Raw genomic sequence first — 24,901 nt, forward strand, 5'->3', positions numbered from 1 at the left:
ACCACGACGATGAGCCGGACCGCACCCCGCTACCAAGGCAGAATCAGCTCCTGGAAAGACGAGCAGGGGTTCGGCTTCATCAGCCCGAACGGCGGCGGTCCGCCGCTGTTCGTGCACATCAGCGCGTTCGGCGGCAGGGGACGGCGCCCGAATGTCGACGACATCGTCACCTACCACCTGGGCGCCAACGACAGGGGGCCGTGCGCGCAGCAGGTCGCCTTCGTGCGGGCACAAGCCATGCGCCTGGCCACGCCCAAGGGGCGGACGGCGGCCCTGCTGGCGGCGGCCGGCTTCCTCGGCGTCGTCGCCGCCTGCGTACTCGGTGGGATGCTGCCGCCGATGATCCTTGGACTGTATTGCGGCGCAAGCGTCGTCGCCTTCTTCGCCTATGCGCTCGACAAGTCGGCCGCGCGCAAGGGGGCCTGGCGCACGCAGGAGAGTACCCTGCACCTGTTTGCACTGTTCGGCGGCTGGCCCGGCGCGCTTGTGGCGCAGCAGGTGCTGCGCCACAAGTCCAGCAAGACCTCCTTCCGCGTGGGGTTCTGGGTGACCGTCGCCGTCAACTGCGGCGTGCTCGCCTGGTTGCTGTCAGGGTCCGGCGCCGCAGAGGATGCAGCTCGCTGGCTGGGACGCCAGCATCGGGTAAGCGCGCTCGAAGGCGCCACGCACTTCCCGCCACGGTGTGGCCCGGGGACTGACGCGCAGTTCGATGCCGGCCGTGTAGCCGTTCGGACCCGGGACGGGGAGCGACGCCACGCTGATTTCGCCCAGGTGCAGCACGGCGCCGGCCTTGACCACGAACGGCGCCTGCAGCGCCGCGATGGTATTGGGCCGGCGTGAGATCACTTCCTTGTTGACCGTCCCATAGGTGAACCATTCGGCAACGGTATACGTCCCGGGCTTGACCGCGACGGCGACGCTGCTGCGTTCGAGGTCGCCCGGCCACCGCGTGTCTTCCCCCATCGGCAGGATATAGCTGCCGCCACCGTCGACGGCGCGCAGCACCATGGCGAAACTCATGCCCTGGCGGTTGAACAGGCCGGCGACGTAGCCCGCCTGCGGGTCCGGCGGGGCGGATCCCGGCACCGTCGGCGCCAGGCCGGCGCATCCGGTCACGAGGGCGAGGAGGATGGCGGCGGCAAAGAGTCTGGTCATGGCCTCACTCGACCGTGTGCGTCTTCGCACCCGGATCGACCATGCGCAGCAGGCGCAGCACCGCGTCGGTCGAGACGGTGTCGATCTGCCCGGCCATGCGCCTGTCAAAAGGATGGTCATCGAAAGCGACGTTGGTGCGGAACATACGCGCGCCCAGGCGCACCGCGGCCGGCACCTCGATGGTCGGCGGCTGGAAGCCTTTCGAGCGCATCCAGGCCTGGGCCTCGGCCCGCGTCTCGACCTGGCCGCTCGGCGCCAGCGCGGCGGCGAGGGTCTCGAGCACCCACTGGTTCGAATTCTGGTACTGCGTCGAATACACGTAGGCCAGCATATTGTAGTGAGGCTCGTGCATGCGGAGCGGCGTGCGGGTCGCGGCAAGCTTCGCCAGCTTGTCCTGGGCCTCCGGACCCGGGATCACCAGCTGCGCCTCCGTCCGGTACAGGTCGGTCAGGAAGAAGTTGCCCATGCCTTCGTTGTACAGGTTGGACGATGCGGTGCCGCACTCGTTCAGCTCGTGCACGACGGTCCAGCGGCCGGCCGGATGGTCGCGCACCGCGATCCCCATGTGCGAATAGCGCAGCCGGTATCTGCTGAGGTCCTGGCCGGCGCGCGCGACCAGGGCGACCCGGGCGCCGCTGGCGTCGAGCGCGGCGACGGTGCGCTGGGCCAGGTCCATCTGCAGCACGATCTCGTGCGGCGCCAGCGACTTGTTCTCGCAGGCCTGGCCGGCCGTGGCGGCCAGCGGCGCCGCCAGCGTCAACGCCGCCAGGACAGGGACGAGCGCGCGGCGCATCAGATCGCCCGCGACGAATGCAGCAGGGCCTTGCCCGCTTCGTTCGGCAGGAAGGCGATCGCCTTGCCCGAGGCCACCAGCACGTAGCCGGTGGAGGCGGTCACGACCTCCACCGCCGTGCCGGCCGCCAGCGACAGGCCGCCCAGCGCCTTGCCAGAGAGGCGCAGCGTGGCGCGGCTGCCGTCGACGACGCTTTCCACCACCACTTCCAGCCCTTCGCCGACGGTGCGGACGCTGGCGACCACCACGCTGCCGGCCCCGGCCACGCTCAGGATCGAGCCGACCACGACGACGCCGGACAGGTTGGCGCTGGCCTGCGAGGGGTTCGACTGGCCCGCGGCCTGGCTTGATGCGCAGGCGAATAGGAGCAGGGTGGCGAGCAGGGTGCGTTTCATATGATGTCCTCCGTGTTGAACGTGAGGGCATGATCGTCATGCACGGGAAAGGAAGCAAGCAATGGCGGCGAGGTATCGCACCCTTGCGCGGCGGGTATCGCTTGGCGATACCCGCCAAGCTGCAATATCAGCTGCCGCGGAACACGATGGTCTTGTTCCCGTGGACGAATACGCGCCGCTCGATGTGGAACTTGACGGCCGCCGCCAGCGCCATGCACTCGTTGTCGCGGCCCACGCGCACCAGCTGCTCGGGCTTGAAGTTGTGGTCCACGCGCGTGACCATCTGCTCGATGATCGGGCCTTCGTCGAGGTCCGGTGTCACGTAGTGGGCGGTGGCGCCGATCAGCTTGACGCCGCGCTCGAAGGCCTGGTGGTAGGGCTTGGCGCCCTTGAAGCCGGGCAGGAAGGAGTGGTGGATGTTGATGCAGCGGCCCGCCAGGCGGCGCGCCAGCTCGTCCGACAGGATCTGCATGTAGCGCGCCAGGATCACGAGTTCGGCGCGGGTCTCCTCGACCACTTCCAGCAGCCGCGCTTCCTGCAGGGCCTTGTTCTCTTTCGTCACCGGCAGGAAGATGAAGCGGATGCCTTCGCGCTCGACCATCGGGCGCAGGTCGAGGTGGTTCGAGACCACCGCCGTGATCTGCATATTCAGTTCGCCGTTGCGGCGGCGGTACAGCAGGTCATCGAGACAGTGGTCGTCCTTGGACACCATCAGCACGGTCTTGACCGGCTCGGCCGCGTCGTGCAGCTTCCACTGCATGTCGAGGCGGGTGGCGACGCCGTTGCCGAATTCCTCGCGGATGTCCTCGATCGACGGCGAGTTCGCCTGGCGCCGGAACACGGCGCGCATGAAGAAGCGCTCGGTCGAGTCGTCGTCGAACTGTTCCAGCGCGCAGATGTAGCAGTCGCGCTCGGCCAGGAAGGTGGCGACGGCGGCGACGATGCCGATGCCGGCGCGGCAGGTGGCGTTGAGGATGTATTCGGGGGCGTGCGGAGGCCTGGCGGATTCAATCGGGGTCATGCGGTCTTCCTGTGATAGGTGGGCCGCCTGCGTGATCGCGCGTGGCGCCGGGGCAGGCACGGCGGATGGCCGGATGCCGCCGGCGCCGCCGCGCAAGCCTTGTGGACAAAGCAGACGTTGTCATTCAATTATCATGGCCGATGCCGCCGACGCCGTCAAGGCGCGCACGATAGGTGCGCTGGGTGGATTCAGCCCAGCTGGGCCAGCAGGATGACGGCGGTCGAGATGGCCGCACCGGTCAGCGTGCCGATGAAGGCGGCGACCAGCGGGCGCAACTCGCGCCTGGCGGCGGGTTTGACGTTGTTTGGAGGCGGCATGCTGCTCAATCCCGGAACAGGTGGGTGAAGGTGCGGCTGACCGCCAGCTTTTCGGCGCAGCCGCGCAGCAGCACCTGCATGCGTTCGGCGTCGATACGCTCGACCGCGGCGATCGCGCCGACGTTGACCAGGGGGCCGCGGTGGATTTGCCAGAAGCGGTCGCGATCGAGCCCGCCCAGCAGGTCCTTCAGCGGCGTGCGCACCAGCGCCTCGGAGTCCGGCAGCACCACCCGGGTGTACTTGGTGTCGGACTGGAAGAACAGTACCTCGTCGACGTCGATCAGGCGGATCTGGCGTCCCACCGTCGCCTTCAGCCATTTCAGTTTTTCGCTGCGCGCGCCGGGCAGCGTGGTCTTCAGGTGGCGCAGCAGGTCGCCCAGGTCCGCCGGCGGCTGGCTGACCTTGGCGCGCAAGCGCGCCACCGCGCGCTCCAGGCGGTCGGCCTGCACGGGTTTCAGCAGGTAGTCGACCGCACCGGCATCGAACGCTTCGACCGCGTACTGGTCGTAAGCGGTGACGAACACCACGTGGGCGCCGTCGCCGATGCGCTCGGCCACTTCCAGGCCGGACAGGCCAGGCATGCGGATGTCGAGGAACACCACTTCCGGTTCGTGCTCCAGGTAGCCGTCCCAGGCATCGTTGCCGTTCTCGGCTTCCAGCACGATGCGCGCTTCCGGCCACAGGGCCGCCAACATGGCGACCAGGCGCTCGCGCATCAGCGGTTCGTCTTCCGCGATCAGGACGGTGGTCATGCGGCCTCCTGCAGCGAACCGTTGCCGCCAGGTGGCAGCACGACTTCCGCAGCCACGCCCGGGTCGGCATCGTGGAGAGCGAGCCGCGCGACCTCGCCATACGCCAGCGCCAGGCGCCGCCGCACATTGTCGAGGCCCGCGCCGTCGCCGTGCGTGTCGCTCATGCCGACGCCGGTGTCGCGCACCCGGATCACGGGCTTGCCGTCTTCGACCAGGGCGCCGACCAGGATCGCGCCGCCGCGCAGCGAAGGCTCGATGCCGTGCTTGATCGCGTTCTCGACCAGGGTCAGCACCAGCATGCTGGGCACCTGCAGCTCCGCCAGGTCGTCGGGCAGGTCGAGCGAGAAGTCGAGGCGCTTGCCCATGCGCGCCTGCATCACGCGCAGGTAGGCGGCGATGGTGGCGAATTCGTTGGCGAGCGTGACCTGCTCGCGCCGCATGTCGCTGAAGCTGGCGCGCAGGAAGGCGATCAGGTCGGCCGTCAGCGCCGCCGCGCGCGGCGCGCCGTCCGTGGCCAGCTGCTGCACCGCGCCCAGGGTATTGAACAGGAAATGCGGCTCGATCTGGGCGCGCAGCATGCGCAGCTTCGATTCGCTCAGTTCGCGCGCCAGGCGCTCGGCCTCGGCGTCGCGCTGCAGCTGCTCGGTCAGGGCTTCGAGCTTGCGGCGGCGGTAGCGCCCGACGATCAGCACCGGCGCCAGGCCCATCGCGCAGCCGGCCGCCGCCGAGCCGAACATGCGCGGCAGGCGCTGGATCACGTCGGCCAGCGGCGTCGACTGGACCAGCATACTGGCCAGGGCGGCGCCCAGGCCGCCGGCGACGATCCCGGCGAATGAGTAGAGGGCGAGCTTGCGCTTGGTGGCGGTGACATAGCGCGCGTCGAACCAGGCCGCAAGGCCGCCGCTGAGCAGGGTGAAGCCGATGACGTTGGCGGTCAGGATGGCGCCGAGCCAGCTGAATTTATCAAACGACAGGTGCAATACCACGCCCACGAGGGAGAAGCCCAGCGCCAGCTTGCCGATCGCCATCCACAGCCGGCGGCCCTGGTAGGTGACGCAGAAATCGCGCAGCTCCTTGCGCTCCAGTGGCGTCATCTTCGCCAGCTTGCACACGAAATAGCGGCGCAGCCCCGGCCTGACCTGCGCCGCCAGCGCCGGATCCTCCAGCACGGCAATCTGCTCGCGCTCCACCTCGTCGTACCAGTCAATCAGCCTGCGCAACATACCGTCCCTCCAGCCCATCAATATAAGGCAATGGTGACAGTGTAGGGAAGCTGAACGGAGGCGGGAACCGGGAGGCGACGAACGACGAAGGGCGCGCGACGAACGACGGCAGCCCCGCCGCCGCATGCTAGGATGGTGGACTTTGCGCTTCCGATTCATGCGGCACGAATACCTGACCCACCTGCGCGCCATGGGCGCGGACGACCTGGAAGCCATGTTGGCCGTGCAGGCGGCCTGCTACCCGCCATCGATGCAGGAGCCGGCCGATATTGTGCTGGCGCGGCTGGACACCGCTCCCGGCAGCTGCCTGGTGGCGGTCGACGGCGCCGGCGTGTGCGGCTACCTGTTCGCCTATCCGAGCCTGCTGGGCATGGTGACGCCGCTGGGCGCCGCCTTCGACCCGGCGCGCGAACCCGACACGCTGTACCTGCACGACCTGGCGATCGCGCCGCGCGCGCATGGCCGCGGCCTGGCGCGTGCGCTGGTAAGCAAGCTGCTGTCGCAGAATCACGGACAGGGCATCGCGGCCTCCAGCCTGGTGTCGGTGCAGGACACGGCCGCCTTCTGGACCGCGCTCGGCTACTGCGAAGTGGCGCTGGACTGCCCGCAGGCGCGCGCCGCCCTGGCCACCTATCCGGGAACGGCGCGCTACATGACGCGCACCCTCGCTACGAGGGTGTGAAAAATTCGTCCATGGCTGCGTTGCCTCGTCTCGCCGTACGAGTGTACTGTCTTCGACTCGGCGCCTTGCCATAGCCGTTTTTTCACACCCTCTACTCGACCCGACTGACGCGCGCGCTGTGATTGGTGCCCTCGACTTTCAGGAACAGGGCGCCCAGCACGCCGCGTTCGACGGTCGCCTTCGGGTTCGTCATCGGCGCCAGCACCACTTCGGCGCCGTCGAGCACGCGCCAGACCTGGCCGTTCGCCAGGCGGATCCGGCTGCCGGGACGCCAGCCGTCGAAGCTGCCGGCGATGGTGCTGCTCACGGAACGCGGCGCTTCCTCGGCCTTCGGCTGCGGCGTCGGACGCAGGCCAAAGCTCGCCTGCCGGTCGGGCGCCGCCCCGGCCTTCACCTCGATCGCGTCATAGCAGGCCAACCGGGCGCCAGCGTCAGCCAGGGTGCGGCATTTCAGGATGGCGTCGTCGGCATGGGCGGCGCCGGCCAGCAGCAAACCCGCGAGCAAAGGCAAGGCGTTCATCGTCCTCTTTCCATGTAGTGAAGGAAGAACGATTATAGGGCCCCGACCGGCGCCGCCGCCGCGTTGGCGCGGATGAAATCGGCGCATTCGGCCGCCGGCAGCGGCTTCGAATAATAGTAGCCCTGCAGCTGGTCGCACTCGGCCTTGCGCAGCGCCGCGACCTGGTCGGCGGTTTCGCCGCCCTCGGCGATGACGGACAGCTGCAGGCGGTGCGCCATCGCCACGATCGCCTGCACGATGGCGAGCGATTCGGTGCTGTGGCCCATGTCCTGCACGAAGGACTTGTCGATCTTGAGCTTGTCCAGCGGCAGGCGCTTGAGGTAGGCGAAGCTCGAATAGCCGGTGCCGAAGTCGTCGATGCTGAGCGTCACGCCCAGTTCGCCGAGGCCGCGCATCACGACCACGCTGCGCTCCGGATCGGCCATCGACACGCTTTCGGTCAGCTCCAGTTCGAGCAGATCGGACGGCACGCCGGACGCCTCCAGCAGGGCGGCGACCGAGGCGACCACGTCGGACTGCAGGAACTGGCGCGCCGATAGGTTGACCGCCACCGGAACCACGGCCAGTCCCTGCGCGCGCCACGCCCCCAGCTGCGCCACGGCGGTGCGCAGCACCCAGTCGCTGATCGGCACGATCAGGCCGGTCTCCTCGGCGATCGGGATGAATTCGTCGGGGCGGATCACGCCGAATTCCGGGTGGCGCCAGCGCACCAGCGCTTCGAAGCCGGCCAGGTGGCCGCTCCTCAGGTCGACCTTCGGCTGGTAGTCGAGGAACAGCTCGTCCTGGGCGAGCGCGCGCCGCAGATGGCTTTCCAGGGTCAGGCGGCGCCCGGACTCGGTGCGCAGCGAGGCGGAATAGGGCTGGATCTCGCCGCGGCCCTGGGCCTTGGCGTGGCGCATCGCGGTGACGGCGTTGTTGAGCAGGGCGTCGGCGTCGTCGCCATCCATCGGCATCAGGGCGGTGCCGATGCTGAAGGTGAGGGCGATCTCGCCGCCCGGCGCGGGGATCGCGCGGTTGGCCACGGTCATGATGCGCTCGAGCGCCTTTTCCGGCTCCGGATGGTCGCCGCGCGCATGCAGGAGGATCAGGAATTCGTCGCTGCCCGAGCGCGCCAGCAGGTCGCCTTCGCGCAGCAGCGACTGCACGCTGCGGGCGATGTTCACCAGGATCTGGTCCGCCACGCGGTGGCCCAGCAGCTCGTTGAAGCGCTTGAAGCGGTCGATGTTCAGGCAGGCCACCAGGGCCGGACGGCCATGCTCGCGGCTGTGCACGATGCTCTCTCCGATCGCACGCACCATCTCCTGGCGGTTCGGCAGGCCGGTGAGGACGTCGTGCGCGACCAGCCATTCGAGGTCGCCGGGCGGGCGGCCGGGCATCGGTGCGTCCATGCCGTGCCTGGCGCGCTCGGCGCGCAGTTCGTCGCCGAGGGAGCGCGCCGCGGTGGCGAGCTGGCGCGAATACACCAGCTGCTCGATGATGCCGGCCAGGTCGCGCAGCGCGTCCAGGTCGGCGTTTGTCAGCTGGCGCGGACGGCGGTCGATCACGCACAAGGTGCCGATCTTCTTGTGGTCGATCGAATGCAGCTGCACGCCGGCGTAGAAGCGCAGGTGGGGCGAACCGGTGACCAGCGGATTGTCGTGGAAGCGGACGTCCCGGGTCGCATCCGGCACCACCAGAGGGACGTCGTCGAGGATGGCGTGGCCGCAGAGCGAGATGTCGCGCGGTGTTTCGCAGGCGTCGAGCCCGGTGCGCGACTTGAACCACTGGCGCTCGCGGTCGATCAGCGAAACCAGGGCGATCGGCACGTCCAGCAGGCGCGCCGCGACGCGGGTGATGCGGTCGAACGATTCTTCGGGCGCGCTGCCGAGGAGTCCGGTTGCTTGCAGCGCCGCGAGGCGCTGCGCTTCATCAGGCGGGATGCGTGCTCGTTCCATGCTTTCCTTCCATGACGGAGCATGCTGCGCTCCTTGCGTGTATTACGCCAGAGCCACAGAAAATTTGCAATCTTGCCAGATGCAAACGTACGGCCGAGTCAGGCCGGCGTCTTCGACAGCAGGGCGGCGGTGTCGGCCGCGGCCATGCGCATCGCCGCCGCCAGGGGGCTCACGCCGTCCGCGTCGCGCAGCGCCGGGTCGGCGCCGCGCGACAGCAGCAGGCGCGCGATGTCCTCGCGGTTGAACATGGCGGCGAACATCAGCGCCGTCTTGCCGTTCGGCCCGGCCGTATCCGGATTGGCGCCGCCGTCGAGCAGCACGGTCGCCACCTCGGCGTCGCCCTTGAACGCGGCGCCCGCGAGCGGGGTCTGGCCGGCGTCGTTCATGAGTTCCGGGTCGGCGCCGTGCGCCAGCAGGATGCGTGCGGTGTCGGCGTGGCCGTGGTAGCAGGCCAGCATCAGGAGGCTGTCGCCGCGCTCGTTGCGCAGGTTCGGCGGCAGGCCCTGGGCCAGCAGTTCGGCCATGGTGGGGGTGTCGCCGCTGCGCGCGGCCTGGAAGACCCGGCGCACGAAGGCCAGGGTAGCGTCGTCGAGCTGGTTGGCTGCGGGACTGGCTTGCTCCACGTTCTGCTCCACTATTTGCTCCATCGTGTTCGTCATGCCCCGATTAGAACATGCGGTCGCGGAGGGGCGGCGCACGGTGGGTTGTGCAAAGCTCAATCGAAAATTTCGATCGTAGGGCCCCAAACTATCCGTTTTTCGATCGTGACGGCGGCGCGCATAATGTCTCCATCGCATCGAACAACGGGCGGCAAGGCAGCCCCGGAGTCAATCGACCGGTTCGATGGTCCATCACAGAAAAGGAGAACACCATGTTGAACGTACGTAAAGCGAATGAACGCGGCGCCGCCAGCTTCGGCTGGCTCAATTCCAAGCACAGCTTCTCGTTCGGCCACTACCAGGATTCGAAGCACATGGGTTTCGGTCCGCTGCGGGTGATCAATGAAGACCATGTGTCGCCGGGCCGCGGTTTCGATTCCCACGGCCACCGCAACATGGAAATCATCTCCTACGTGCTGGAGGGCGCGCTGGAGCACAAGGACAGCATGGGCAACGGCTCGGTCCTGCGCTACGGCGACGTGCAGCGCATGAGTGCGGGCAGCGGCGTGGTGCACAGCGAGTACAACCACTCGAAGGACGAAGGCGTGCACTTCCTGCAGATCTGGATCGAACCGAACACCGTGAACGAAGCGCCCGGCTACGAGGAAAAGCACTTCGACGCCGCCTCGAAACAGGGCCGCCTGCGCCTGATCGCCTCGCACGACGGCCGCGAAGGCTCGGTCTCGATGCGCCAGGATGCGTCGATCTACGCGACCATCATGAACGGCGATGACGTGCTGTCGCATCCGCTCGAAGCGGGCCGCCTGGCCTACGTCCACATGATCCGCGGCAGCGCGACCGTGAACGGGGTGCAACTGGGCGGTGGCGACGCGCTCAAGATCAGCCTTGAGGACGCGGTGCGGCTGGAGAAGGCCGAGGCGGCCGAGATCCTGGTGTTCGACCTGCCACAATAAGATGACCCGGCGGCGCGCACGCTGCGCCGCCCCTGACAAGGAGACGAACATGGAAGTGACCGCACACAAGGGGACCGGGCCCCTGCAGCAAGTCCTGGGCATCGGCCGGCACCAGCTGCTGAGCGACGCTCCGGCAGCCTTCGGCGGCGAGGACAGCGGCCCGGAACCGCACGACCTGCTGGCCGCCGCCCTGGCCGCCTGCACCGCGCTCACGGTGACGATGTACGCGCGCCGCAAGGGTATGCCGCTGGAAGACGTACGCGTGCGCATCGGCCACGCCCAGCAGGATGGGGCCTACCTGTTCCAGCGCCACATCGAATACGTCGGCGACCTGAGTGCGGAGGACAGGGCGCGCCTGACCGATATCGCCAACAAGTGCCCGGTGCACAAGACGCTGTCCGGCACGATCCGGATCGAGACCGAGGCGTTCTAGAGCGCGGGGGCCGCGCACGGTTGCCGTCCGGATGAGCGCGAGGTGGGCATGTGGCATACCATCGGTAGCGCACGAAGATGAACTCAAGGTAGCGCACGCCTCGGAGGCCGCCATGCTTGAATCGTCCTTTTTTTCGCCGCCGCTGCTGGCCAGGCGCGAGCGCTGTCCGGGCTGCGGCCACGGCGCGGCGCGCACCCTGCACCGGGAAGCCTTCGACAGCCCCGGCATCCGGCGCTACATGCGCGAGCACTACGAGGGCCGGGTCGAGCGCGACTTCGCCGGCAACGCCTACGAGCTGGCCCAGTGCGAGCACTGCGCGCTGGCCTACCAGCGCGAGGTGCCGACCGAGCCGCTGCTGGAAGAGATCTACGACCGCTGGCTGCCCGCGACCGAACGCGCCGCCGTGGCGGCGCGCTGGGGCCTCGAGGACTACCGCTACCTGGCCGGCCAGGTCGAATTCATGCTCGAGCATTTCGGCCAGCGCCCCGACAGCATCCGCGCGCTCGACTTCGGCTTCGGCTGGGCCGAATGGGCGAAGATGGCCGGCGCCTACGGCGTGGACGTGTGCGGCGCCGAGCTGTCCCGGGTGCGCATCGACTATGCGCGTTCGGTCGGCATCCCCGTCGGCGACGCCGCCCGGCTGCCGGACGGCGAGTTCCACTTCATCAATACCGAACAGGTCTTCGAGCACCTGCTGGAGCCGGGCGCGATGCTGAATCGGCTGGGCCGCGCGCTGCGCCCCGGCGGCCTGCTGAAGATCAGCGTGCCGGATGCCGGCAAGGCGATCCGCAAGCTGGCCGCCGGCGGCGATTTCGCCCGCCTGAGCCACAGCGACATCATGCCAATCGCCCCGTTCGAGCATATCAACGCCTTTACGTATGAATCCCTGGCCGCGCTGGGCCGCGAAGCGGGGCTGGCGCCGGTCCGGCCGTCGCTGCGCAAGCTGTACAACGCCAGCTCGGGCTGGCTGGCGCCCAGGTCTTGCCTGAAGACCCTGGCGCGGCCGATCTACCGCCACCTCTACCCAAAAAGCACCTTCGTCTACTTCACGCGGCCCGCTTGACCCCGTTCGGCTTCGTGGCAGTGGCGCGCCATCATGCGCCCGAACGGCGCCGTTTCGCGCACGCGCCGCAGCCACCAGGCCAGCGCCGCGCCTTCTTCGCCGCTGCGCCAGGCGAGGTAGAAGGTTTCGTCGGGCTTGGGCTCGACCACCTCCTTTTCGACCAGCAGGCCGGCCTCGATCGCCGGGCGCGCCCAGGCTTCGGGCAGGAAGCCGAAGCCGATGCCGCGCAGCTGGAAGGTGTACTTGGTCTCCATGTCCGGCACCGCCAGCATGTCCTGGCCGAACAGCAGGCCGACGGTGCGCGGGCCGAGCTGGCGCGCCGAATCCGACACCGCCACCGCGCGGTAGGGCAGCAGGTCGGCCTTGTCGAGGGCGCGGTCGATGCCGGCCAGCGGATGCGCGGGCGCCACCGCGAACACGAAACGGCTGCTGCCGATCGGCTCGGCGGTATAGCCGCCGCCCGAGGGGCCTTCGCCGGCCGCGCCCACCAGAAGGTCGACGCGGCGGTCGAGCAGGGCGTCCCAGGTGCCGGACAGCACTTCGCGCACCAGGCGCAGGCGGGTCTGGTCGGCTACCGCGTAAAAGGCGGCGATGTCGTCCTGCAGCCCGGCGGGTGACAGCATCGAATCCATGCCGATCGCGATCTCGGTCTCCCAGCCGGAGGCGACCCGGCGCACGCGCGATTCCAGGTCGCCGGCGGCTTTCAACAGGTAGCGGCCTTCGCGCAGCAGCTCCTTGCCGGCCTCGGTCAGCGCCACCCGCGGGCCGAAGCGGTCGAACAGGCGCACGCCGAGGTCGTCCTCTAGCTTGGACACGGTGTAGGAGATCGTGGAGGGCACGCGAAACAATTCCTTGGCGGCGCCGGCGAAGGACCCCTTGCGGGCGATGGTGTCGACGATCTCGAGTGCATCCAGGCTCAGTTTCAGCAATTGCTTTCCTCCATGACAATCCCGCATGGTAGCGAAAACTCCCGGCCGCCGCCATCCCCGGCCGGCCGGCCGTCAGGCGGGCGCGGCCGACAATGACAAGATGCTATCGTCCTGTCATATTCCCGATTGCGAGCACCATGCCATGTTCAAGTTCATCACCGACTTTCTCGAATCCAGCGGCTACCTGGGCGTGTTCGCCCTGATGGCGCTGGAGAACATCTTCCCGCCGATCCCCTCCGAACTCATCATGCCCTTCGCCGGCTTCGTTGTCGCGCGCGGCGACCTGAATTTGGCCGGGGTTCTGATCGCCGGCACCGCCGGCTCGATCGCGGGGGCCTTGCCCTGGTATTACGGCGCGCGCATCTACGGCAAGGAACGCCTCAAGAAATTCGCGGACCGCCATGCGCGCTGGATGACGGTCACCGCTGAGGACATCGACAATGCGATCGGCGCCTTCGACCGCCACGGCCGCTCGGTGGTGCTGTTCGGCCGCCTGATTCCGGCGATCCGCACCCTGATCTCGGTGCCGGCCGGCCTGGCCTGCATGTCGCTGGGCCAGTTCCTGCTGTACAGCACGATCGGTTCGCTGGCCTGGACCGGCATCCTGACGGGCGCCGGCTTCGTGCTGGAAAGTAATTACGAGCAGGTAGGCAAGTATGTCGATCCGGTCTCGAAAGGCATCTTCGGCATCCTGCTGGCCTGGTACATCTACCGCGTGATCACGCACCGCCCGGCCAAGGCGCAGTGATGGTGTGAAGGGGGGCCTGTGGCAGGCATGCCGCAGGCAACAGGCACGCGGGCGGGGTTTGGGCTACACTCGACGTGTTCGAAAGCAGGCCCCAGCCCATGAAGAGCCAGTTGTTGGAAGATATGGTCGACAGCCAGTCCAGTCTGTCGACACCCCTGAACCGCCGCCGCGGCCCGGCCGCCACACCGGCAGCGCCGCCGCCGCCCGTCCCGCCCGCTCCACCGGTGCAGGGTGCGGACGCGCGTGCACGCGCCGGCGTCTGGCGGGCGCGTGCGCCGCAATCCAGCTCCCTGTGGCGGCCGCGGCCGCGGCCGCCGGCGCAGCAAGCGGTGCCGGCCGAGCCGCAGCCGGACCCGCTGTTTGCGGACACGACACTACGTAATCCCGAGCCTTCGCTGGCCGAGCCCGACATCGCCTCCTTCTCCAGCCGTACCCCGGACTGGGCCGCCCCGCTGGAACGCGACACCATCCCCTGGACCGAGCGCTGGGGCCGCAAGGCGCTGGGCTGGAGCGTGGCGCTCGCCGGCGTGGTGGCGCTGGCCGGGGCCGGGGCCTGGATGGTGCGCGAAACCCAGGTCGAATCGAGCCTGGCGGTCGTCGCCGGCCACAGCCCGGCGCCGGTGCAGCCGGCTGCGCCCGCGCTCCCTAGGCCGCTGCCCTACGAGCCGCCCCCGCTCAGGATGCTGCCGCCCGAAGCCCTGGTGGTGGCCGCGCCGGAACCGGCGCCGCCCGCCAGGATCGTGGAGCCCGCCGTGGCGCCGCCGGCTCCTCGTCCCGCTGCGAAAAAACCGGCGGCCAGGCCCACGCCGCAGCGCCGCGTCGCCGCCGCGCCGGTGAAGCGCGACAAGCCGGCCGCCAGAAAGCCTGCGCCGCCGAAAGGGCCGTCCGAGCGCGTGCTGGCGCGCGCCCTGGCCGACGCCCAGCGCAGCCGCCAGGAGAGCCTGGCGCGCCCGAACGCAGCCGAGGAAGCATCGGGCCCGCTGTCGGAAACCCTGCGCCTGTGCCGCGCCGCCGGCTATCACGCCAGCGCCTGCATGAAACGTGGCTGCGCAGCGACCCGCTTCGGCCTGGTCTGCAAAGGCTAGGCCGTACGCCAGACGATGCGGTTGCGGCCAGCCTTCTTGGCGCGGTAGAGGTGGGTGTCGGCGGCTTCGAACAGGGCCGCCGATTCTTCGCGGCCGTCTGCCGCCAGGGTGGCGCCGCCGACGCTGACGGTGAGCATCGGCGCAACGCCGGAGGACTCGTGCGGGATCGCCAGCGCGGCGATCGCTTCGCAGATGCCCTCGACCACCATGCGCGCCTCGAACGCGTCGGTTTCCGGCATCAGGAGCACCAGTTCCTCGCCGCCGTAGCGCGCCGCCAGGTCGCCCGGGCGGCGCATCGCATTGGCGGCGGCGCGCGCGACCGAGCGCAGGGCGCGGTCGCCGGCCGGGTGGCCGTAGCGGTCGTTGTACTGCTTGAAGGCGTCGACGTCGAGCAGGGCCAGCGACAGCGCAGTGCCGTTGCGGCGCGCGCGCTGCCACTCCATCTCGTAGACCTCGTCGAAGCGGCGCCGGTTGGCGAGTTCCGTCAGGCCGTCCACGTTCGCCAGGCGCTCCAGCATGCGGCGCTGGCGCACCACCTGCAGGTGCAGGGCCACGCGTGCCATCACCACGGTCTGGTTGAAGGGCTTGGTGATGTAGTCGGCGGCGCCCATTTTCAAACCGGCGGCTTCGTCCTCGGGGTGGTCGAGGCCCGAGATGAAGATCACGGCGATGTGCGCCAGCTGCGGGTCGGCGCGCAGGCGCCGCAGTACCTCGTAGCCGTCCATGTCCGGCATCATCACGTCCAGCAGGATCAGGTCCGGCTGGTGGCGCGCGGCGCGTTCGAGCGCCTGGGCGCCGTTCTTCGCCAGCAGCACGGTGTACTCGGGCTTGAGCAGTTCGCCCAGCACCTCGCGGTTGACGGCGTCGTCGTCGGCCACCAGGACCTTTTGTACGTCGGCGATCTTCATGCGTCCACCTCCTGTCCGAGCGCCAGCTGCGCTCTCAGCTCGCCCCTTAACTGCGCCAGCGGCTCCAGCGCGGCGCCGTATTCGATGTCGGCGACCGCGCGCCGCACGGCCGCCAGCTGGGCGTCGTAACCCGCGCCGGCCAGCAGGGCCTCGAGCTGGACCAGCGCATCCTCGGCGCGCGCATCGTCGGCGCGCAGGTAGTGGTCCAGGCGCGCCAGCACGGCCGCCAGCGCGGCGGGGTCGGCCTGGCCCGGCAGCACGTCCGCAGCGAGGCGGCCCAGGCCCGCCAGCACCGTGTCGAGCGAGCTCACCACCGCGGCCACCTCGACGCCGACCCGTTCCAGCTGGCCTTCGCGCAGGATCTGCTCGAGGCGTCCGGCGGCGCCGGCCAGCTCGAAGGCGCCGACGTAGCCGGCGCTCGACTTCAGGTTGTGCGCCAGCGTCTGCAGGCGCGGCAGGTCGCCCACCCCGAGCGCCTCGCGCAGCTGGCGCGGCGCAGGTGCGTACTCGCGCACGAAGCTGCCGGCGCGCTTCTGCAGGCGCGCGCGCTGGCCGTCGACGTTGTCCAGGGCCAGGCGCCAGTCGATGCCGGGAACGGCGGGAAGTGGGGCCAGTGCCGCGGCATCCTCGGCGCCGTCGGGCTGCGCCGGACGCGCCGCGTCGACCGCGGGCAGCGGACGGCCCGCCAGGCGCGCCGGATCGATCCACTTGAGCAGGGTGCAGAACAGGAGGTCGGGGTCGATCGGCTTGGTCACGTGGTCGTTCATGCCGGCCTGGCGGCTCATGGCGCGGTCGCTCGCCAGCGCGTGCGCCGTCATCGCCACGATCGGCAAGTTGCGCAGGCGCGGATCGTTGCGGATCTCGCGGGTGGCCGTGAGGCCGTCCATCTCCGGCATCTGGATGTCCATCAGCACCAGGTCGTAGTCGCCCGCGGACGCCATGCGCACCGCTTCCAGGCCGTTCAGGGCGGTGTCGACCTGCATGCGCGCGGCGGCCATGAAGTCGAGCGCCACCTCGCGGTTGTTGGCGTTGTCCTCGACCAGCAGGATGCGCGCGCCGTCCAGGCGCGGCAGCTCGGGCGTGACGTTCGGGTAGGGCTCGGCCAGGCCGGCGCCCGCGCCCTGCGGATGCAGCGCCTGCAGCAGGCTGTGGTAGAGCAGCGTTGGGCCGACCGGCTTGTGCAGGAAGGCGTCGACCGGCAGCTCGCCCTGTTCCGCCATCACCGTGTCGCGGCTGCAGGCCGAGATCATCAGGATCGCCGGCAGCGCGCCCGGCGCCGACCCGTCCTGGGCGCGCAGGCGGATGCGGCGGATGGTCTCGACCCCGTCCAGCCCCGGCATCAGGTAATCCATCAGGATCAGCTGGTAGGGTTTGCCCAGGCGCTCGGCGCGCTCGAGCAGGGCCAGGCATTCCTCTCCCGAGGCCGCGGTGTCGGCGCGCAGGCCGAGCGCGCCCAGCATCTCGGCCAGCGCCAGGCGCGCGCTGGCGCTGTCGTCGACCACCAGGGCGCGCAGGTCTTCCAGCTGGGCCTTGCGCAGTTCGTTCGCGGCCGGCTGCTGCGCGGGCACGCCGAGCGGCGCCGTGAAGCTGAAGCGGCTGCCGCTGCCCAGGGTGCTGGTGACGCCGATCTCGCCGCCCATCAGCTCGACCAGCTGGCGCGAGATCGACAGGCCCAGGCCGGTGCCGCCGTACTTGCGGGTGGTCGAGCTGTCGGCCTGGGTAAAGGACTGGAACAGGCGCCCGATCTGCTCCTGGCTCATGCCGATGCCGGTGTCGCTGACCGAGAACGCCAGTACCACGCCGTCGGGCCGGGTCTTGCGCAGCTCGACTGCGACCACGATCTCGCCGCGCTCGGTGAACTTGACGGCATTGCTGGTGAGGTTGATCAGGACCTGGCCGAGGCGCAGCGGGTCGCCCACCAGCTGCTGCGGCACCCCGGGCCCGACGCGGAACACCAGTTCGATGCCCTTGGCCTCGCTTTTCACGTCGAGCAGGCTGGATAGCTGCTCGAGCAGCTCGTCGAGCTGGAACGGCACCGATTCGATCTGCAGCTTGCCGGCCTCGATGCGCGAGAAGTCGAGGATGTCGTTGATGATGCCCATCAGGTGCTCGCTCGCGCCCAGGATCTTGCTCAGGTAGTTGCGCTGGGCCGGCGCCGGCTCGCGCATCAGGGCCAGGCGGCTCATGCCGATGATGGCGTTCATCGGGGTGCGGATTTCATGGCTCATATTCGCCAAAAACTCCGACTTCATGCGGGTGCTGGCTTCGGCCTGCAGCATGGCCGCCTGCATCGCCTTGGTACGCAGGCCGAGGATGCGCATGAAGATCAGCATGTCGAAGGTGCTGCCGAATACCAGCGCGTGCATGGTCCAGAAATTGGCCGGCTGCTTGCCGTTGATGAGCTGGGCCGTCACCACCGAGCAGCCGAATGCCACCGCCCAGCCGACCAGGAAATAGGTGCCGACCACGTCGCCGCCGCGCGCGCGGCGCCAGGCGCCCGGCAGGCCGAGCAGCATCGGCAGGATGCCCAGGGTGCCGACCAGCAGCACCAGCTTCTCGTGGCCGATCAGGCCCGTGCCGAAGCCGATCGCCGTGGCCAGGCACAGGCCGGCCAGGGTCTTCATCAGGATGCTGAAGATGCGGTCGCGTCCCGGCCGCGCCAGCGACTGCTCGACGAACAGGTAGGCGCCACAGGAAGCCATGATCGAGGCGACGCCGGCGCCGTGCTCGAGCAGCCAGGCATTGCCCGGCCACAGGTACTGGCCTGCGCTGCCGAACCAGGCCGCGGAATAGACGGTGACGCCGGCCGCCAGCAGCGCATACTTGCCGAACAGCGGCTCGCGCAGGGTCAGCCACTGCGCGACCGCGTACAGGAACAGGGTGAGGCGCAGGCCCAGCAGCAGGCCCTGGATGATCTGCTCGCCCAGCGCCGCGGGCAGCACCGCCTGCGGCTGCATGAAGTTGATCGGCAGGATCTTCGGGCCGACCGAGCGCACCCGCAGCAGCACCGTGTAGTTCTGCCCAGGCGCCAGGCGCAGCACCGTGCCCGGCACTCGGCCGCGCAGGTTGTCGCCGCTCGGATGCTGCATGCGGCCCAGGCTCGCCACGTGGCGCAGGCCGGCATCCGATGCGAGATGGACGTCGACCTCGTCGAGCAGGGCGAAGTCGATCTGCATCACCCAGCCGCCCGGCGCGTCCGGCGCCACCTTCACCGGAATGCGCACCCAGGTGGTCCCGGGCTGCATGCCGAGGGTGGCGTAGGCCGTGCGCGGCTGCGCGAAGTCGGCGCCGCGCGCCATGACGGTCGCCGCATCGAGGCGGCTGTCGGGATCGCGCAGGATGGTGACGGCGGGCCAGGCTTCGACGGTCTCGGCGCCGCGCGTCAGCTGCAGCTGCAGCGGTGTGGCGCTGGCGCCGGCGCAGGCAAGCAGAAGGAACAGCAGGGCCGCCAGGCGGGCGAGGGCGGCAAGGGAGGAATGGTGCGGGGTCGACGTCATCGGATCGGTGTGCTGGCGGCGCGCTTGCGGCGCGGCTCGCGGTTGAGCATGTTCTGGGTGCGGATTGTAACGGACGGCGGGCACAGGGCGCGCCCGCTCTTCAAAGGAGACTACCGCGTGGCGCACCAGCTAGTGCGGTTGCGGCCGGCCTGCTTGGCGCGGTACAGCGCCGCGTCCGCGGCCTCGAACAGGGCCGCCGGGCTTTCCGGCTTGCCCGGGTCGAGGGTGGCGCCGCCGGCGCTGACCGTCAAAACGGGCGCCACGTGCGAGGCCTCGTGGGCGATGCCGAGGGCGGCCACGCTGGCGCGCAGCTGCGCCACCACCTCGCCCGCGTCCACGGCATCGGTCTCGGGCAGCAGCAGGACGATCTCCTCGCCGCCGTAGCGCGCCGCCAGGTCGCCCGGGCGGCGCATGGCCTTGGCCGCGGCGCGCGCCACCGAGCGCAGGGCGCGGTCGCCGGCCGGGTGGCCGTAGCGGTCGTTGTACTGCTTGAAGGCGTCGATGTCGAGCATGGCCAGCGACAGCGGCCGCCCGCTGCGGCGCGCACGCTGGTACTCCATCTCGTACACCTCGTCGAAGCGGCGCCGGTTGGCCAGCTCGGTCAGGCCGTCGACGTTGGCCAGGCGTTCGAGCATCCTGCGCTGGCGCACCACCTGCAGGTGCAGGGCGACGCGCGCCATCACCACGGTCTGGTTGAAAGGCTTGGTGATGTAGTCGGCGGCGCCCATTTTCAAACCGGTGGCTTCGTCCTCGGGACGGTCCAGACCCGAGATGAAGATCACGGCGATGTGCTCGGTGGCCGGGTCGGCGCGCAGGCGCCGCAGCACCTCGTAGCCGTCCATGTCCGGCATCAACACATCCAGCAGGATCAGGTCGGGCTGGTGGCGCGCGGCGCGTTCCAGGGTCTGGGCGCCGTTTTTCGCCAGCAGCACGGTGTACTCGGGTTTCATCAGCTCGCCCAGCACGTCGCGGTTGACGGCGTCGTCGTCGGCGACCAGCACCTTCTGCATCTCCACGCCGATCATGCAGCCCTTTCCACGCCGGCTTCGAGCGCGGCGGACAGGCGCGCCAGCGGCGCAAGGGCGGCCGCATACTCGACATCGCGGACCGCGCGCCGCAGTGCGTCCAGCTCGGCGCGGGGCGGACCGCCGGCCAGCAGCGTTTCGAGCTCGGCCAGGGCGTCCTCGGCGCGGGCGTCATCGGCGCAAAGGTAGCCCTGCAGGCGCGCCAGCAGGGCTCCCAGATCGCGCGGGTCGTACGGGCGCGGATGCGCCGCCTCGGCCAGCTGCGACAGGGCCGCCAGCACGTTCTCGGCGGCCGTCACCAGGGCCGGCACCTGGGCCGCCAGGTGGGTGGCCTGGCCATTGCGCAGGTCTTGCTCGAGGCGGTGCGCCGCCGCCGACAGCTCGAAGGCGCCGACGTAGGCCGCGCTCGACTTGAGGTTGTGGGCCAGCGATTGCAGGCGCGGATGGTCGCCGCCGCCCAGCGCTTCGCGCAGCACGCGCGGCGCGTCCGCATACTCGCGCAGAAAACTGCTGGCGCGCTTTTCGAGGCGCGCGCGCTGGCCGTCGACCTTGTCGAGGGCCAGGCGCCAGTCCATGCCGGGCGCCGCCGGCAGGGCCGCCGTAGCGCCGGACCGATCCGGCGCGGGCTCGCCGGCAACCCGCGGCAGCGGCCGCCCCTGCAGGCGCGCCGGGTCGATCCACTTGAGCAGCGTGCAGAACAGCAGATCCGGATCGATCGGCTTGGTCACGTGGTCGACCATCCCGGCGTCCAGGCTCATGGCGCGGTCGCTCGGCAGCGCGTGCGCCGTCATCGCCACGATTGGCAGCGCGCGCAGGCGCGGCTCGCGCAGGATGGCGCGGGCGGCGTCCAGGCCGTCCATCCCCGGCATCTGGACGTCCATCAGCACCAGGTCATAGTCGCCATCCTTCGCCATGCGCACCGCCTCGACGCCGTTGAAGGCGACGTCCACCTGCATGCGGGCGGCGGCCATGAAGTCCAGCGCCACCTCGCGGTTGTTGGCATTGTCCTCGGCCAGCAGAATGCGCGCGCCGTCCAGGCGCGGGATGTCGGCCATCGCAACCAGCGCCGGCGGCGCGGCCCCGTCCGCGGCTTGCAGCCCGAGCTGCGGATGCAGGGCCTGCAGCAGGCTGTGGTACAGCAGCGCTGGCCCGACCGGCTTGTGCAGGAAGGCGTCGACCGGCAGTTCGCCTTCCTGTTCGAGCACGGTGTCGCGCGTACAGACCGAGACCATCAGGATCGCCGGCGGCGTGTCCTCCTGGCCGGTGGCGGCCGCGCGGCGGATGCGGCGGATCGTCTCGACCCCGTCCAAGCCCGGCATCAGGTAGTCCATCAGGACGACGTCGTAGGGCTTGCCGACCGCCTGGGCGCCGGCCATCGCGCGCAGGCATTCCTCGCCCGAGGCCACGATCTCGGCGCGCACGCCCAGGCTGTCCAGCATCTCGGCCAGCGCGACGCGCGCGCTGGCGCTGTCGTCGACCACCAGGGCGCGCATGTCGCGCAGGGTGGACCGGTGGAAGGGGGCGGAGTCGGCGTCGGCCACCCCGAGGGGGACCGTGAAGGCGAAGCGGCTGCCCGCGCCCGCGCTGCTGCTGGCGACGATGCCGCCTTCCATCAGCTCAACCAGCTGGCGCGAAATCGACAGGCCCAGGCCGGTGCCGCCGTACATGCGGGTGGTCGAGCTGTCTGCCTGGGTGAAGGACTGGAACAGGCGGCCGATCTGCTCTTCGTTCATGCCGATGCCGGTGTCGCTGACCGAGAATTCGACGCTCAGGCGGCCGTCCTCGGCGGGGCCACCGACCACATCGACCGCGACCACGATCTCGCCCTGCTCGGTGAATTTCACGGCATTGCCGGTCAGATTGACCAGCACCTGGCCCAGGCGCAGCGGATCGCCCACCAGGCGCTGCGGGACCCGGTTGCCGACCCGGAAGATCAGCTCCACACCCTTGGCGTCGCTCTTCACGCTGGTCACGCTCGACAAATGTTCGAGCATCTCGTTCAGGTCGAACGGTACCTGCTCGATCGTCAGCTTGCCGGCTTCCATCTTCGAATGGTCGAGGATGTCGTTGATCAGGCCGAGCAGGTGTTCGCCCGCGCCCAGGATCTTGGACACATAGTTGCGGGTCTTCGGCGGCGCCTCGCCCATCAGGGCCAGGCGGCTCATGCCGATGATGGCGTTCATCGGGGTGCGGATTTCGTGGCTCATGTTGGCCAGGAACTCGGTCTTCATGCGCGCCTCCGCTTCGGCGCGCAGCATGGCTTCCTGGGTCGCCTTATGGCGCAGGCTGATCATGCGGATGAACATCAGCATGTCGAGCGTCACGCCGAACTGCAGCGAGTGCACGGTCCAGAAGGTGGCCGGGATCTTGCCGGCGATGACCAGGGTCTGCACCACGGCGCCCAGCACGCTACAGGCCCAGCTGAGGAAGAAGTAGACGCCGATCGCATCGCCTTCGCGCACCTTGCGCCAGGCCCCGGGCAGGCCGAGCAGCATCGGCGCGTTGCCGAGGGTGGCGACGATCAGGATCAGGAGGCGGTGGTCGATCAGGTCGAGCGCCCAGGCCAAGCCCACCATGGCCTCGAAGGCGGCGATCCCGCGCATGACGCGGCTGAAGCGCCGGTCCTTGCCGGGACGGGCCAGGATGTGCTCGACGAACAGGTAGGCGCCGGTCGAGGCCAGCTGCGAGGACAGGCCCATCATGTGCTTGCTGAACCAGGGATTGCCGCCCCACAGGAACTGCTCACCCAGGCCGAACCAGCACACCGAATACAGCGACAGGCCGCCGATGAACATCGCGTACTTGGCATACAGGGTGTCGCGCAGGGTCACGCTCTGCGCCAAGCTGTACAGGATCAGGCAGGCGGCCACGCCGAACAGCAGACCCTGCAGCATCTGCTCCGCCAGGGAAGCATGATGGAAGGCGGCCGGCTGCATGATGGCGACCGGCGCCAGGCGCGGGCCGCGCGCGAATACCCGCGCCAGCACGGTGTACTCGCGCCCCGGCTCGAGGATCAGCGCCACGGCCGGCACCCGGCCGCCGAGGGCGCCGGCGCCGTCCTGGTGGCGCCCGGCGCTGGCCAGCTTGCGCAGCGCGCCGTTTTCCACGATCCAGATGTCGAAGCGGTCGAGCAGGGCGAAGTCGACCTGTAGTACCCAGTCGCGCGGCGCGTCGGCCGCGGTGCGCAGCGGGATGCGGATCCAGGTCGGGTGCTGCTGCACGCCCAATGTGCCGGCTGCCAGCTCGGGCGCGGCGAAGCGGCTGGAGGCAGCGAGGGCGCCGCGTGCGTCGAGCGCCGCTTGCGGGTCCTGCAGGATGGTCAAGGCCTGCCAGGCGTCCACGCTGCGCGCCGCGCGCGTCAGCTCGAGCGGGCGCTCGTTGCCAGCCAGCGCGCTGCTGCAAAAGAAGGACAGCGCCAGCAAAGGCGCGGCGATGAGCAGGCGCAGGGAGGATGCGAGTGTCATGCGCGGCCCGCCTTCCCGGCCAGCCGATTTTCCAGGCGCCGTACCCAGCGTGGGGCGTTCGGGTCGACGCGCCACGATGCGGCCGTCTCGCTCACCTGTTCCAGGAGGGCCGGCGGCAGGCGCAGTGGTCGGGTCTGGTCCAGCAGGAAACGCGTCACCAGGCGGTAGCCGGCTACGCGGGTGAGCATGCGGGTAATGGAAAAGCCGGGCACGAAGGCGCGCACCCCGGTGTCGAAGGCGCGCACCAGGGCGAAGCCGTTGGCGAACAGCATGCGCGACAGGAGCGGCACGGACTGCGTCAGGCCGAGGTCGCGGGCGGCGTCCTGCCCGCACAGGAAGCGGGTCAGCAGCCTTGGGAAGGGTTTCAGCAAACGAACCGGGATCTCGTTCTCCATCGCCCGCATCAGGCTCGCCGCCAGCGGCGGGCGCGGATCCGGCTGCACCAGCCGGCGCCGGCCGCGCTCCTGGAACGCGGCGAACTGCTGTTGCGCTTCATCCATGCTCCAGGCCATCAAACCGCGTTCGATGCCAAGCAGGTGGCCCAGCACGTTCCAGGCGTGCAGATAGGCGTCCTCGTCGGCCTGCGCGAGGCCCAGGCCGAGCTGGCGCAGACCGCGCAGGAACACATAGTTGAAGGTCAAGAGGGTGTAGGCCAATTCTTCCTGGTTGCAGGGCAGGCCGTCGCGCGCGCTGTCCCAGCCGTAGGCGTAGAGTTGGTGGTACATGCCGCCCCCCGCCGGGTTCATCGCCGGCAGCGTCGGCAGCGCCGCCGGATCGCCCGCGGGCGGCGACCCGCGCAGGATGAGGTGGCGGATGGTGGCGTGGATCAGGCGCACCTTGAGCGCCTGGGCCACGCCGCCGCCTTCGGACGAGGTCAGGCCGCCGCGCATCATGACCGGGAAGATCATGGCGGCTGTGGAACGGATCCGGTAATCGGTGTGCTGTTCGAGCTGGCCGGCAGCATGCAGCACCGCGGAAAGGTCGGGCAGCACGTAGCACTCGGGAAGGCTGGCGCAGAACAGCAGCGTGCAGGAGAGCATGCTCATGTCCATGAACAGCTGTTCCGCGCGGGCAATTTTCTCCGGGTTGGCCCAATCGGGCAGGGCCTGGCAGATCGCCAGGTAGTCCTTCAGCGCTTGCGCCGCGCGCGGATCGAGTCCCGGTTCCGGCCGCCACTGCGCGAGGCCGCCGTTGCTTTCCCAGCGCACGAGCTCGCGGTTGACCGCCGCGATGCGCTCGGCGATCGCATGCGGACCGTCGGCGCCTGCCAGCATGCGGGCGACGGCGTCGTCGGCCGGCGGGTCGGCCCGCATCACGGATGGTATCGGATGGATGGCGTCGCGCTTCATACGGTCTCCTGGCAGCTGGTCGGTCTACACAAACG

Annotated in this window: 22 protein-coding genes and 1 pseudogene; 7 read left to right on the forward strand and 16 right to left on the reverse strand. The window is 69.7% G+C overall.

The genetic code is table 11. The annotated features are described in order from the left end of the window. Window positions 1-9 precede the first annotated feature (9 nt). A pseudogene (locus LQ564_RS22505) lies at window positions 10-519 on the forward strand (DUF1294 domain-containing protein); the annotation flags it as partial. Window positions 520-588: 69 nt separating this feature from the next. Here the strand turns inward: LQ564_RS22505 and LQ564_RS22510 are convergent. The 7 genes from LQ564_RS22510 to LQ564_RS22535 all read right to left on the reverse strand — a co-directional run bounded on the left by LQ564_RS22510 (window position 589) and on the right by LQ564_RS22535 (window position 5,656). Then, window positions 589-1,155: a hypothetical protein gene (locus tag LQ564_RS22510; RefSeq protein ID WP_231060418.1), complete on the reverse strand. Its 567-nt coding sequence runs from the start codon at window positions 1,153-1,155 to the stop codon at window positions 589-591. Between the two features lie 4 nt (window positions 1,156-1,159). Next, window positions 1,160-1,948 (reverse strand): DUF2145 domain-containing protein, encoded by a 789-nt coding sequence (locus LQ564_RS22515; RefSeq protein WP_231060353.1) that lies wholly within the window; start codon window positions 1,946-1,948, stop codon window positions 1,160-1,162. Further along, window positions 1,948-2,343 carry a hypothetical protein gene (locus LQ564_RS22520; RefSeq protein WP_231060354.1) on the reverse strand — a complete coding sequence of 132 codons (396 nt, stop codon included), beginning with the start codon at window positions 2,341-2,343 and terminating at the stop codon, window positions 1,948-1,950. Before LQ564_RS22520 ends, LQ564_RS22515 begins: the two co-directional genes overlap by 1 nt. 127 nt (window positions 2,344-2,470) lie before the next feature. Next, on the reverse strand, window positions 2,471-3,364 hold the full coding sequence (purU, locus tag LQ564_RS22525) for a formyltetrahydrofolate deformylase (RefSeq protein ID WP_231060355.1): 894 nt from the start codon (window positions 3,362-3,364) through the stop codon (window positions 2,471-2,473). Window positions 3,365-3,552: 188 nt separating this feature from the next. Beyond that, entirely contained in the window at window positions 3,553-3,681 is a 129-nt protein-coding gene (locus LQ564_RS25875; RefSeq protein ID WP_269143650.1) for a hypothetical protein, read from the reverse strand. A 5-nt stretch (window positions 3,682-3,686) separates the two neighbouring features. Further along, the gene (locus tag LQ564_RS22530; protein ID WP_231060356.1) at window positions 3,687-4,433 is read right to left on the reverse strand and encodes a LytR/AlgR family response regulator transcription factor; all 747 of its coding nucleotides are present in this window, start codon (window positions 4,431-4,433) and stop codon (window positions 3,687-3,689) included. Next, window positions 4,430-5,656, reverse strand: a complete 1,227-nt coding sequence (locus tag LQ564_RS22535) for a sensor histidine kinase (RefSeq protein ID WP_231060357.1) — start codon at window positions 5,654-5,656, stop codon at window positions 4,430-4,432. The genes LQ564_RS22530 and LQ564_RS22535 overlap by 4 nt, the downstream gene beginning before the upstream one ends. A 142-nt stretch (window positions 5,657-5,798) precedes the next feature. On the opposite strand from LQ564_RS22535, the gene LQ564_RS22540 reads away from it, so the two are divergent. Then, window positions 5,799-6,338: a GNAT family N-acetyltransferase gene (locus LQ564_RS22540; protein ID WP_231060358.1), complete on the forward strand. Its 540-nt coding sequence runs from the start codon at window positions 5,799-5,801 to the stop codon at window positions 6,336-6,338. 91 nt (window positions 6,339-6,429) lie between these two features. Here LQ564_RS22540 and LQ564_RS22545 read toward each other — a convergent pair whose 3' ends face one another. From LQ564_RS22545 to LQ564_RS22555, 3 genes are all read right to left on the reverse strand, one after another. Then, complete coding sequence (locus LQ564_RS22545; protein WP_231060359.1) at window positions 6,430-6,858, reverse strand: hypothetical protein; 429 nt, start codon at window positions 6,856-6,858, stop codon at window positions 6,430-6,432. 32 nt (window positions 6,859-6,890) lie between these two features. After that, window positions 6,891-8,792 (reverse strand): putative bifunctional diguanylate cyclase/phosphodiesterase, encoded by a 1,902-nt coding sequence (locus LQ564_RS22550; RefSeq protein ID WP_231060360.1) that lies wholly within the window; start codon window positions 8,790-8,792, stop codon window positions 6,891-6,893. A gap of 98 nt (window positions 8,793-8,890) precedes the next feature. After that, on the reverse strand, window positions 8,891-9,451 hold the full coding sequence (locus LQ564_RS22555; protein ID WP_231060361.1) for an ankyrin repeat domain-containing protein: 561 nt from the start codon (window positions 9,449-9,451) through the stop codon (window positions 8,891-8,893). 212 nt (window positions 9,452-9,663) lie between these two features. Here LQ564_RS22555 and LQ564_RS22560 point away from each other — a divergent pair, with 212 nt between their 5' ends. From LQ564_RS22560 to LQ564_RS22570, 3 genes are all read left to right on the forward strand, one after another. Continuing rightward, window positions 9,664-10,365: a pirin family protein gene (locus LQ564_RS22560; RefSeq protein ID WP_231060362.1), complete on the forward strand. Its 702-nt coding sequence runs from the start codon at window positions 9,664-9,666 to the stop codon at window positions 10,363-10,365. Between the two features lie 49 nt (window positions 10,366-10,414). Continuing rightward, window positions 10,415-10,798 (forward strand): OsmC family protein, encoded by a 384-nt coding sequence (locus LQ564_RS22565; protein ID WP_231060363.1) that lies wholly within the window; start codon window positions 10,415-10,417, stop codon window positions 10,796-10,798. 112 nt (window positions 10,799-10,910) lie between these two features. Further along, the gene (locus LQ564_RS22570) at window positions 10,911-11,861 is read left to right on the forward strand and encodes a class I SAM-dependent methyltransferase (protein ID WP_231060364.1); all 951 of its coding nucleotides are present in this window, start codon (window positions 10,911-10,913) and stop codon (window positions 11,859-11,861) included. Here the strand turns inward: LQ564_RS22570 and LQ564_RS22575 are convergent. Further along, complete coding sequence (locus tag LQ564_RS22575; RefSeq protein WP_231060365.1) at window positions 11,840-12,790, reverse strand: LysR substrate-binding domain-containing protein; 951 nt, start codon at window positions 12,788-12,790, stop codon at window positions 11,840-11,842. The genes LQ564_RS22570 and LQ564_RS22575 overlap by 22 nt on opposite strands. Before the next feature lie 142 nt (window positions 12,791-12,932). Here LQ564_RS22575 and LQ564_RS22580 point away from each other — a divergent pair, with 142 nt between their 5' ends. Beyond that, a complete protein-coding gene (locus tag LQ564_RS22580) occupies window positions 12,933-13,538 on the forward strand; it encodes a DedA family protein (RefSeq protein ID WP_231060366.1) in 606 nt (201 codons plus the stop codon). A 98-nt stretch (window positions 13,539-13,636) separates the two neighbouring features. Continuing rightward, complete coding sequence (locus LQ564_RS22585) at window positions 13,637-14,623, forward strand: hypothetical protein (protein ID WP_231060367.1); 987 nt, start codon at window positions 13,637-13,639, stop codon at window positions 14,621-14,623. On the opposite strand, the gene LQ564_RS22590 is transcribed toward LQ564_RS22585, so the two are convergent. The 5 genes from LQ564_RS22590 to LQ564_RS22610 all read right to left on the reverse strand — a co-directional run bounded on the left by LQ564_RS22590 (window position 14,620) and on the right by LQ564_RS22610 (window position 24,866). Then, window positions 14,620-15,531 carry a diguanylate cyclase domain-containing protein gene (locus tag LQ564_RS22590; RefSeq protein ID WP_231060368.1) on the reverse strand — a complete coding sequence of 304 codons (912 nt, stop codon included), beginning with the start codon at window positions 15,529-15,531 and terminating at the stop codon, window positions 14,620-14,622. The two genes, LQ564_RS22585 and LQ564_RS22590, sit on opposite strands and share 4 nt — an antisense overlap. Next, window positions 15,528-19,028: a hybrid sensor histidine kinase/response regulator gene (locus LQ564_RS22595; RefSeq protein WP_231060369.1), complete on the reverse strand. Its 3,501-nt coding sequence runs from the start codon at window positions 19,026-19,028 to the stop codon at window positions 15,528-15,530. The genes LQ564_RS22590 and LQ564_RS22595 overlap by 4 nt, the downstream gene beginning before the upstream one ends. A 110-nt stretch (window positions 19,029-19,138) precedes the next feature. After that, the gene (locus tag LQ564_RS22600; protein WP_231060370.1) at window positions 19,139-20,053 is read right to left on the reverse strand and encodes a diguanylate cyclase domain-containing protein; all 915 of its coding nucleotides are present in this window, start codon (window positions 20,051-20,053) and stop codon (window positions 19,139-19,141) included. Beyond that, the gene (locus tag LQ564_RS22605; RefSeq protein ID WP_231060371.1) at window positions 20,050-23,517 is read right to left on the reverse strand and encodes a hybrid sensor histidine kinase/response regulator family protein; all 3,468 of its coding nucleotides are present in this window, start codon (window positions 23,515-23,517) and stop codon (window positions 20,050-20,052) included. Before LQ564_RS22605 ends, LQ564_RS22600 begins: the two co-directional genes overlap by 4 nt. Next, on the reverse strand, window positions 23,514-24,866 hold the full coding sequence (locus LQ564_RS22610) for an oxygenase MpaB family protein (protein WP_231060372.1): 1,353 nt from the start codon (window positions 24,864-24,866) through the stop codon (window positions 23,514-23,516). The genes LQ564_RS22605 and LQ564_RS22610 overlap by 4 nt, the downstream gene beginning before the upstream one ends. Window positions 24,867-24,901: the final 35 nt, after the last annotated feature.

The sequence above is a fragment of the Massilia phyllostachyos genome (assembly GCF_021044825.1).
In the GTDB taxonomy this organism is placed as follows: Bacteria; Pseudomonadota; Gammaproteobacteria; order Burkholderiales; family Burkholderiaceae_D; genus Telluria; species Telluria phyllostachyos.

Coding starts and splice junctions, on each gene's coding strand:
- LQ564_RS22565 (WP_231060363.1), top strand. CDS start 10,415: ATGGAAGTGACCGCACACAAGGGGACCGGGCCCCTGCAGCAAGTCCTG.
- LQ564_RS22515 (WP_231060353.1), bottom strand. CDS start 1,948: ATGCGCCGCGCGCTCGTCCCTGTCCTGGCGGCGTTGACGCTGGCGGCG.
- LQ564_RS22610 (WP_231060372.1), bottom strand. CDS start 24,866: ATGAAGCGCGACGCCATCCATCCGATACCATCCGTGATGCGGGCCGAC.
- LQ564_RS22550 (WP_231060360.1), bottom strand. CDS start 8,792: ATGGAACGAGCACGCATCCCGCCTGATGAAGCGCAGCGCCTCGCGGCG.
- LQ564_RS22595 (WP_231060369.1), bottom strand. CDS start 19,028: ATGACGTCGACCCCGCACCATTCCTCCCTTGCCGCCCTCGCCCGCCTG.
- LQ564_RS22510 (WP_231060418.1), bottom strand. CDS start 1,155: ATGACCAGACTCTTTGCCGCCGCCATCCTCCTCGCCCTCGTGACCGGA.
- LQ564_RS22555 (WP_231060361.1), bottom strand. CDS start 9,451: ATGACGAACACGATGGAGCAAATAGTGGAGCAGAACGTGGAGCAAGCC.
- LQ564_RS22585 (WP_231060367.1), top strand. CDS start 13,637: ATGAAGAGCCAGTTGTTGGAAGATATGGTCGACAGCCAGTCCAGTCTG.
- LQ564_RS22570 (WP_231060364.1), top strand. CDS start 10,911: ATGCTTGAATCGTCCTTTTTTTCGCCGCCGCTGCTGGCCAGGCGCGAG.
- purU (WP_231060355.1), bottom strand. CDS start 3,364: ATGACCCCGATTGAATCCGCCAGGCCTCCGCACGCCCCCGAATACATC.
- LQ564_RS25875 (WP_269143650.1), bottom strand. CDS start 3,681: ATGCCGCCTCCAAACAACGTCAAACCCGCCGCCAGGCGCGAGTTGCGC.
- LQ564_RS22545 (WP_231060359.1), bottom strand. CDS start 6,858: ATGAACGCCTTGCCTTTGCTCGCGGGTTTGCTGCTGGCCGGCGCCGCC.
- LQ564_RS22605 (WP_231060371.1), bottom strand. CDS start 23,517: ATGACACTCGCATCCTCCCTGCGCCTGCTCATCGCCGCGCCTTTGCTG.
- LQ564_RS22535 (WP_231060357.1), bottom strand. CDS start 5,656: ATGTTGCGCAGGCTGATTGACTGGTACGACGAGGTGGAGCGCGAGCAG.
- LQ564_RS22530 (WP_231060356.1), bottom strand. CDS start 4,433: ATGACCACCGTCCTGATCGCGGAAGACGAACCGCTGATGCGCGAGCGC.
- LQ564_RS22600 (WP_231060370.1), bottom strand. CDS start 20,053: ATGATCGGCGTGGAGATGCAGAAGGTGCTGGTCGCCGACGACGACGCC.
- LQ564_RS22590 (WP_231060368.1), bottom strand. CDS start 15,531: ATGAAGATCGCCGACGTACAAAAGGTCCTGGTGGCCGACGACGACGCC.
- LQ564_RS22560 (WP_231060362.1), top strand. CDS start 9,664: ATGTTGAACGTACGTAAAGCGAATGAACGCGGCGCCGCCAGCTTCGGC.
- LQ564_RS22520 (WP_231060354.1), bottom strand. CDS start 2,343: ATGAAACGCACCCTGCTCGCCACCCTGCTCCTATTCGCCTGCGCATCA.
- LQ564_RS22580 (WP_231060366.1), top strand. CDS start 12,933: ATGTTCAAGTTCATCACCGACTTTCTCGAATCCAGCGGCTACCTGGGC.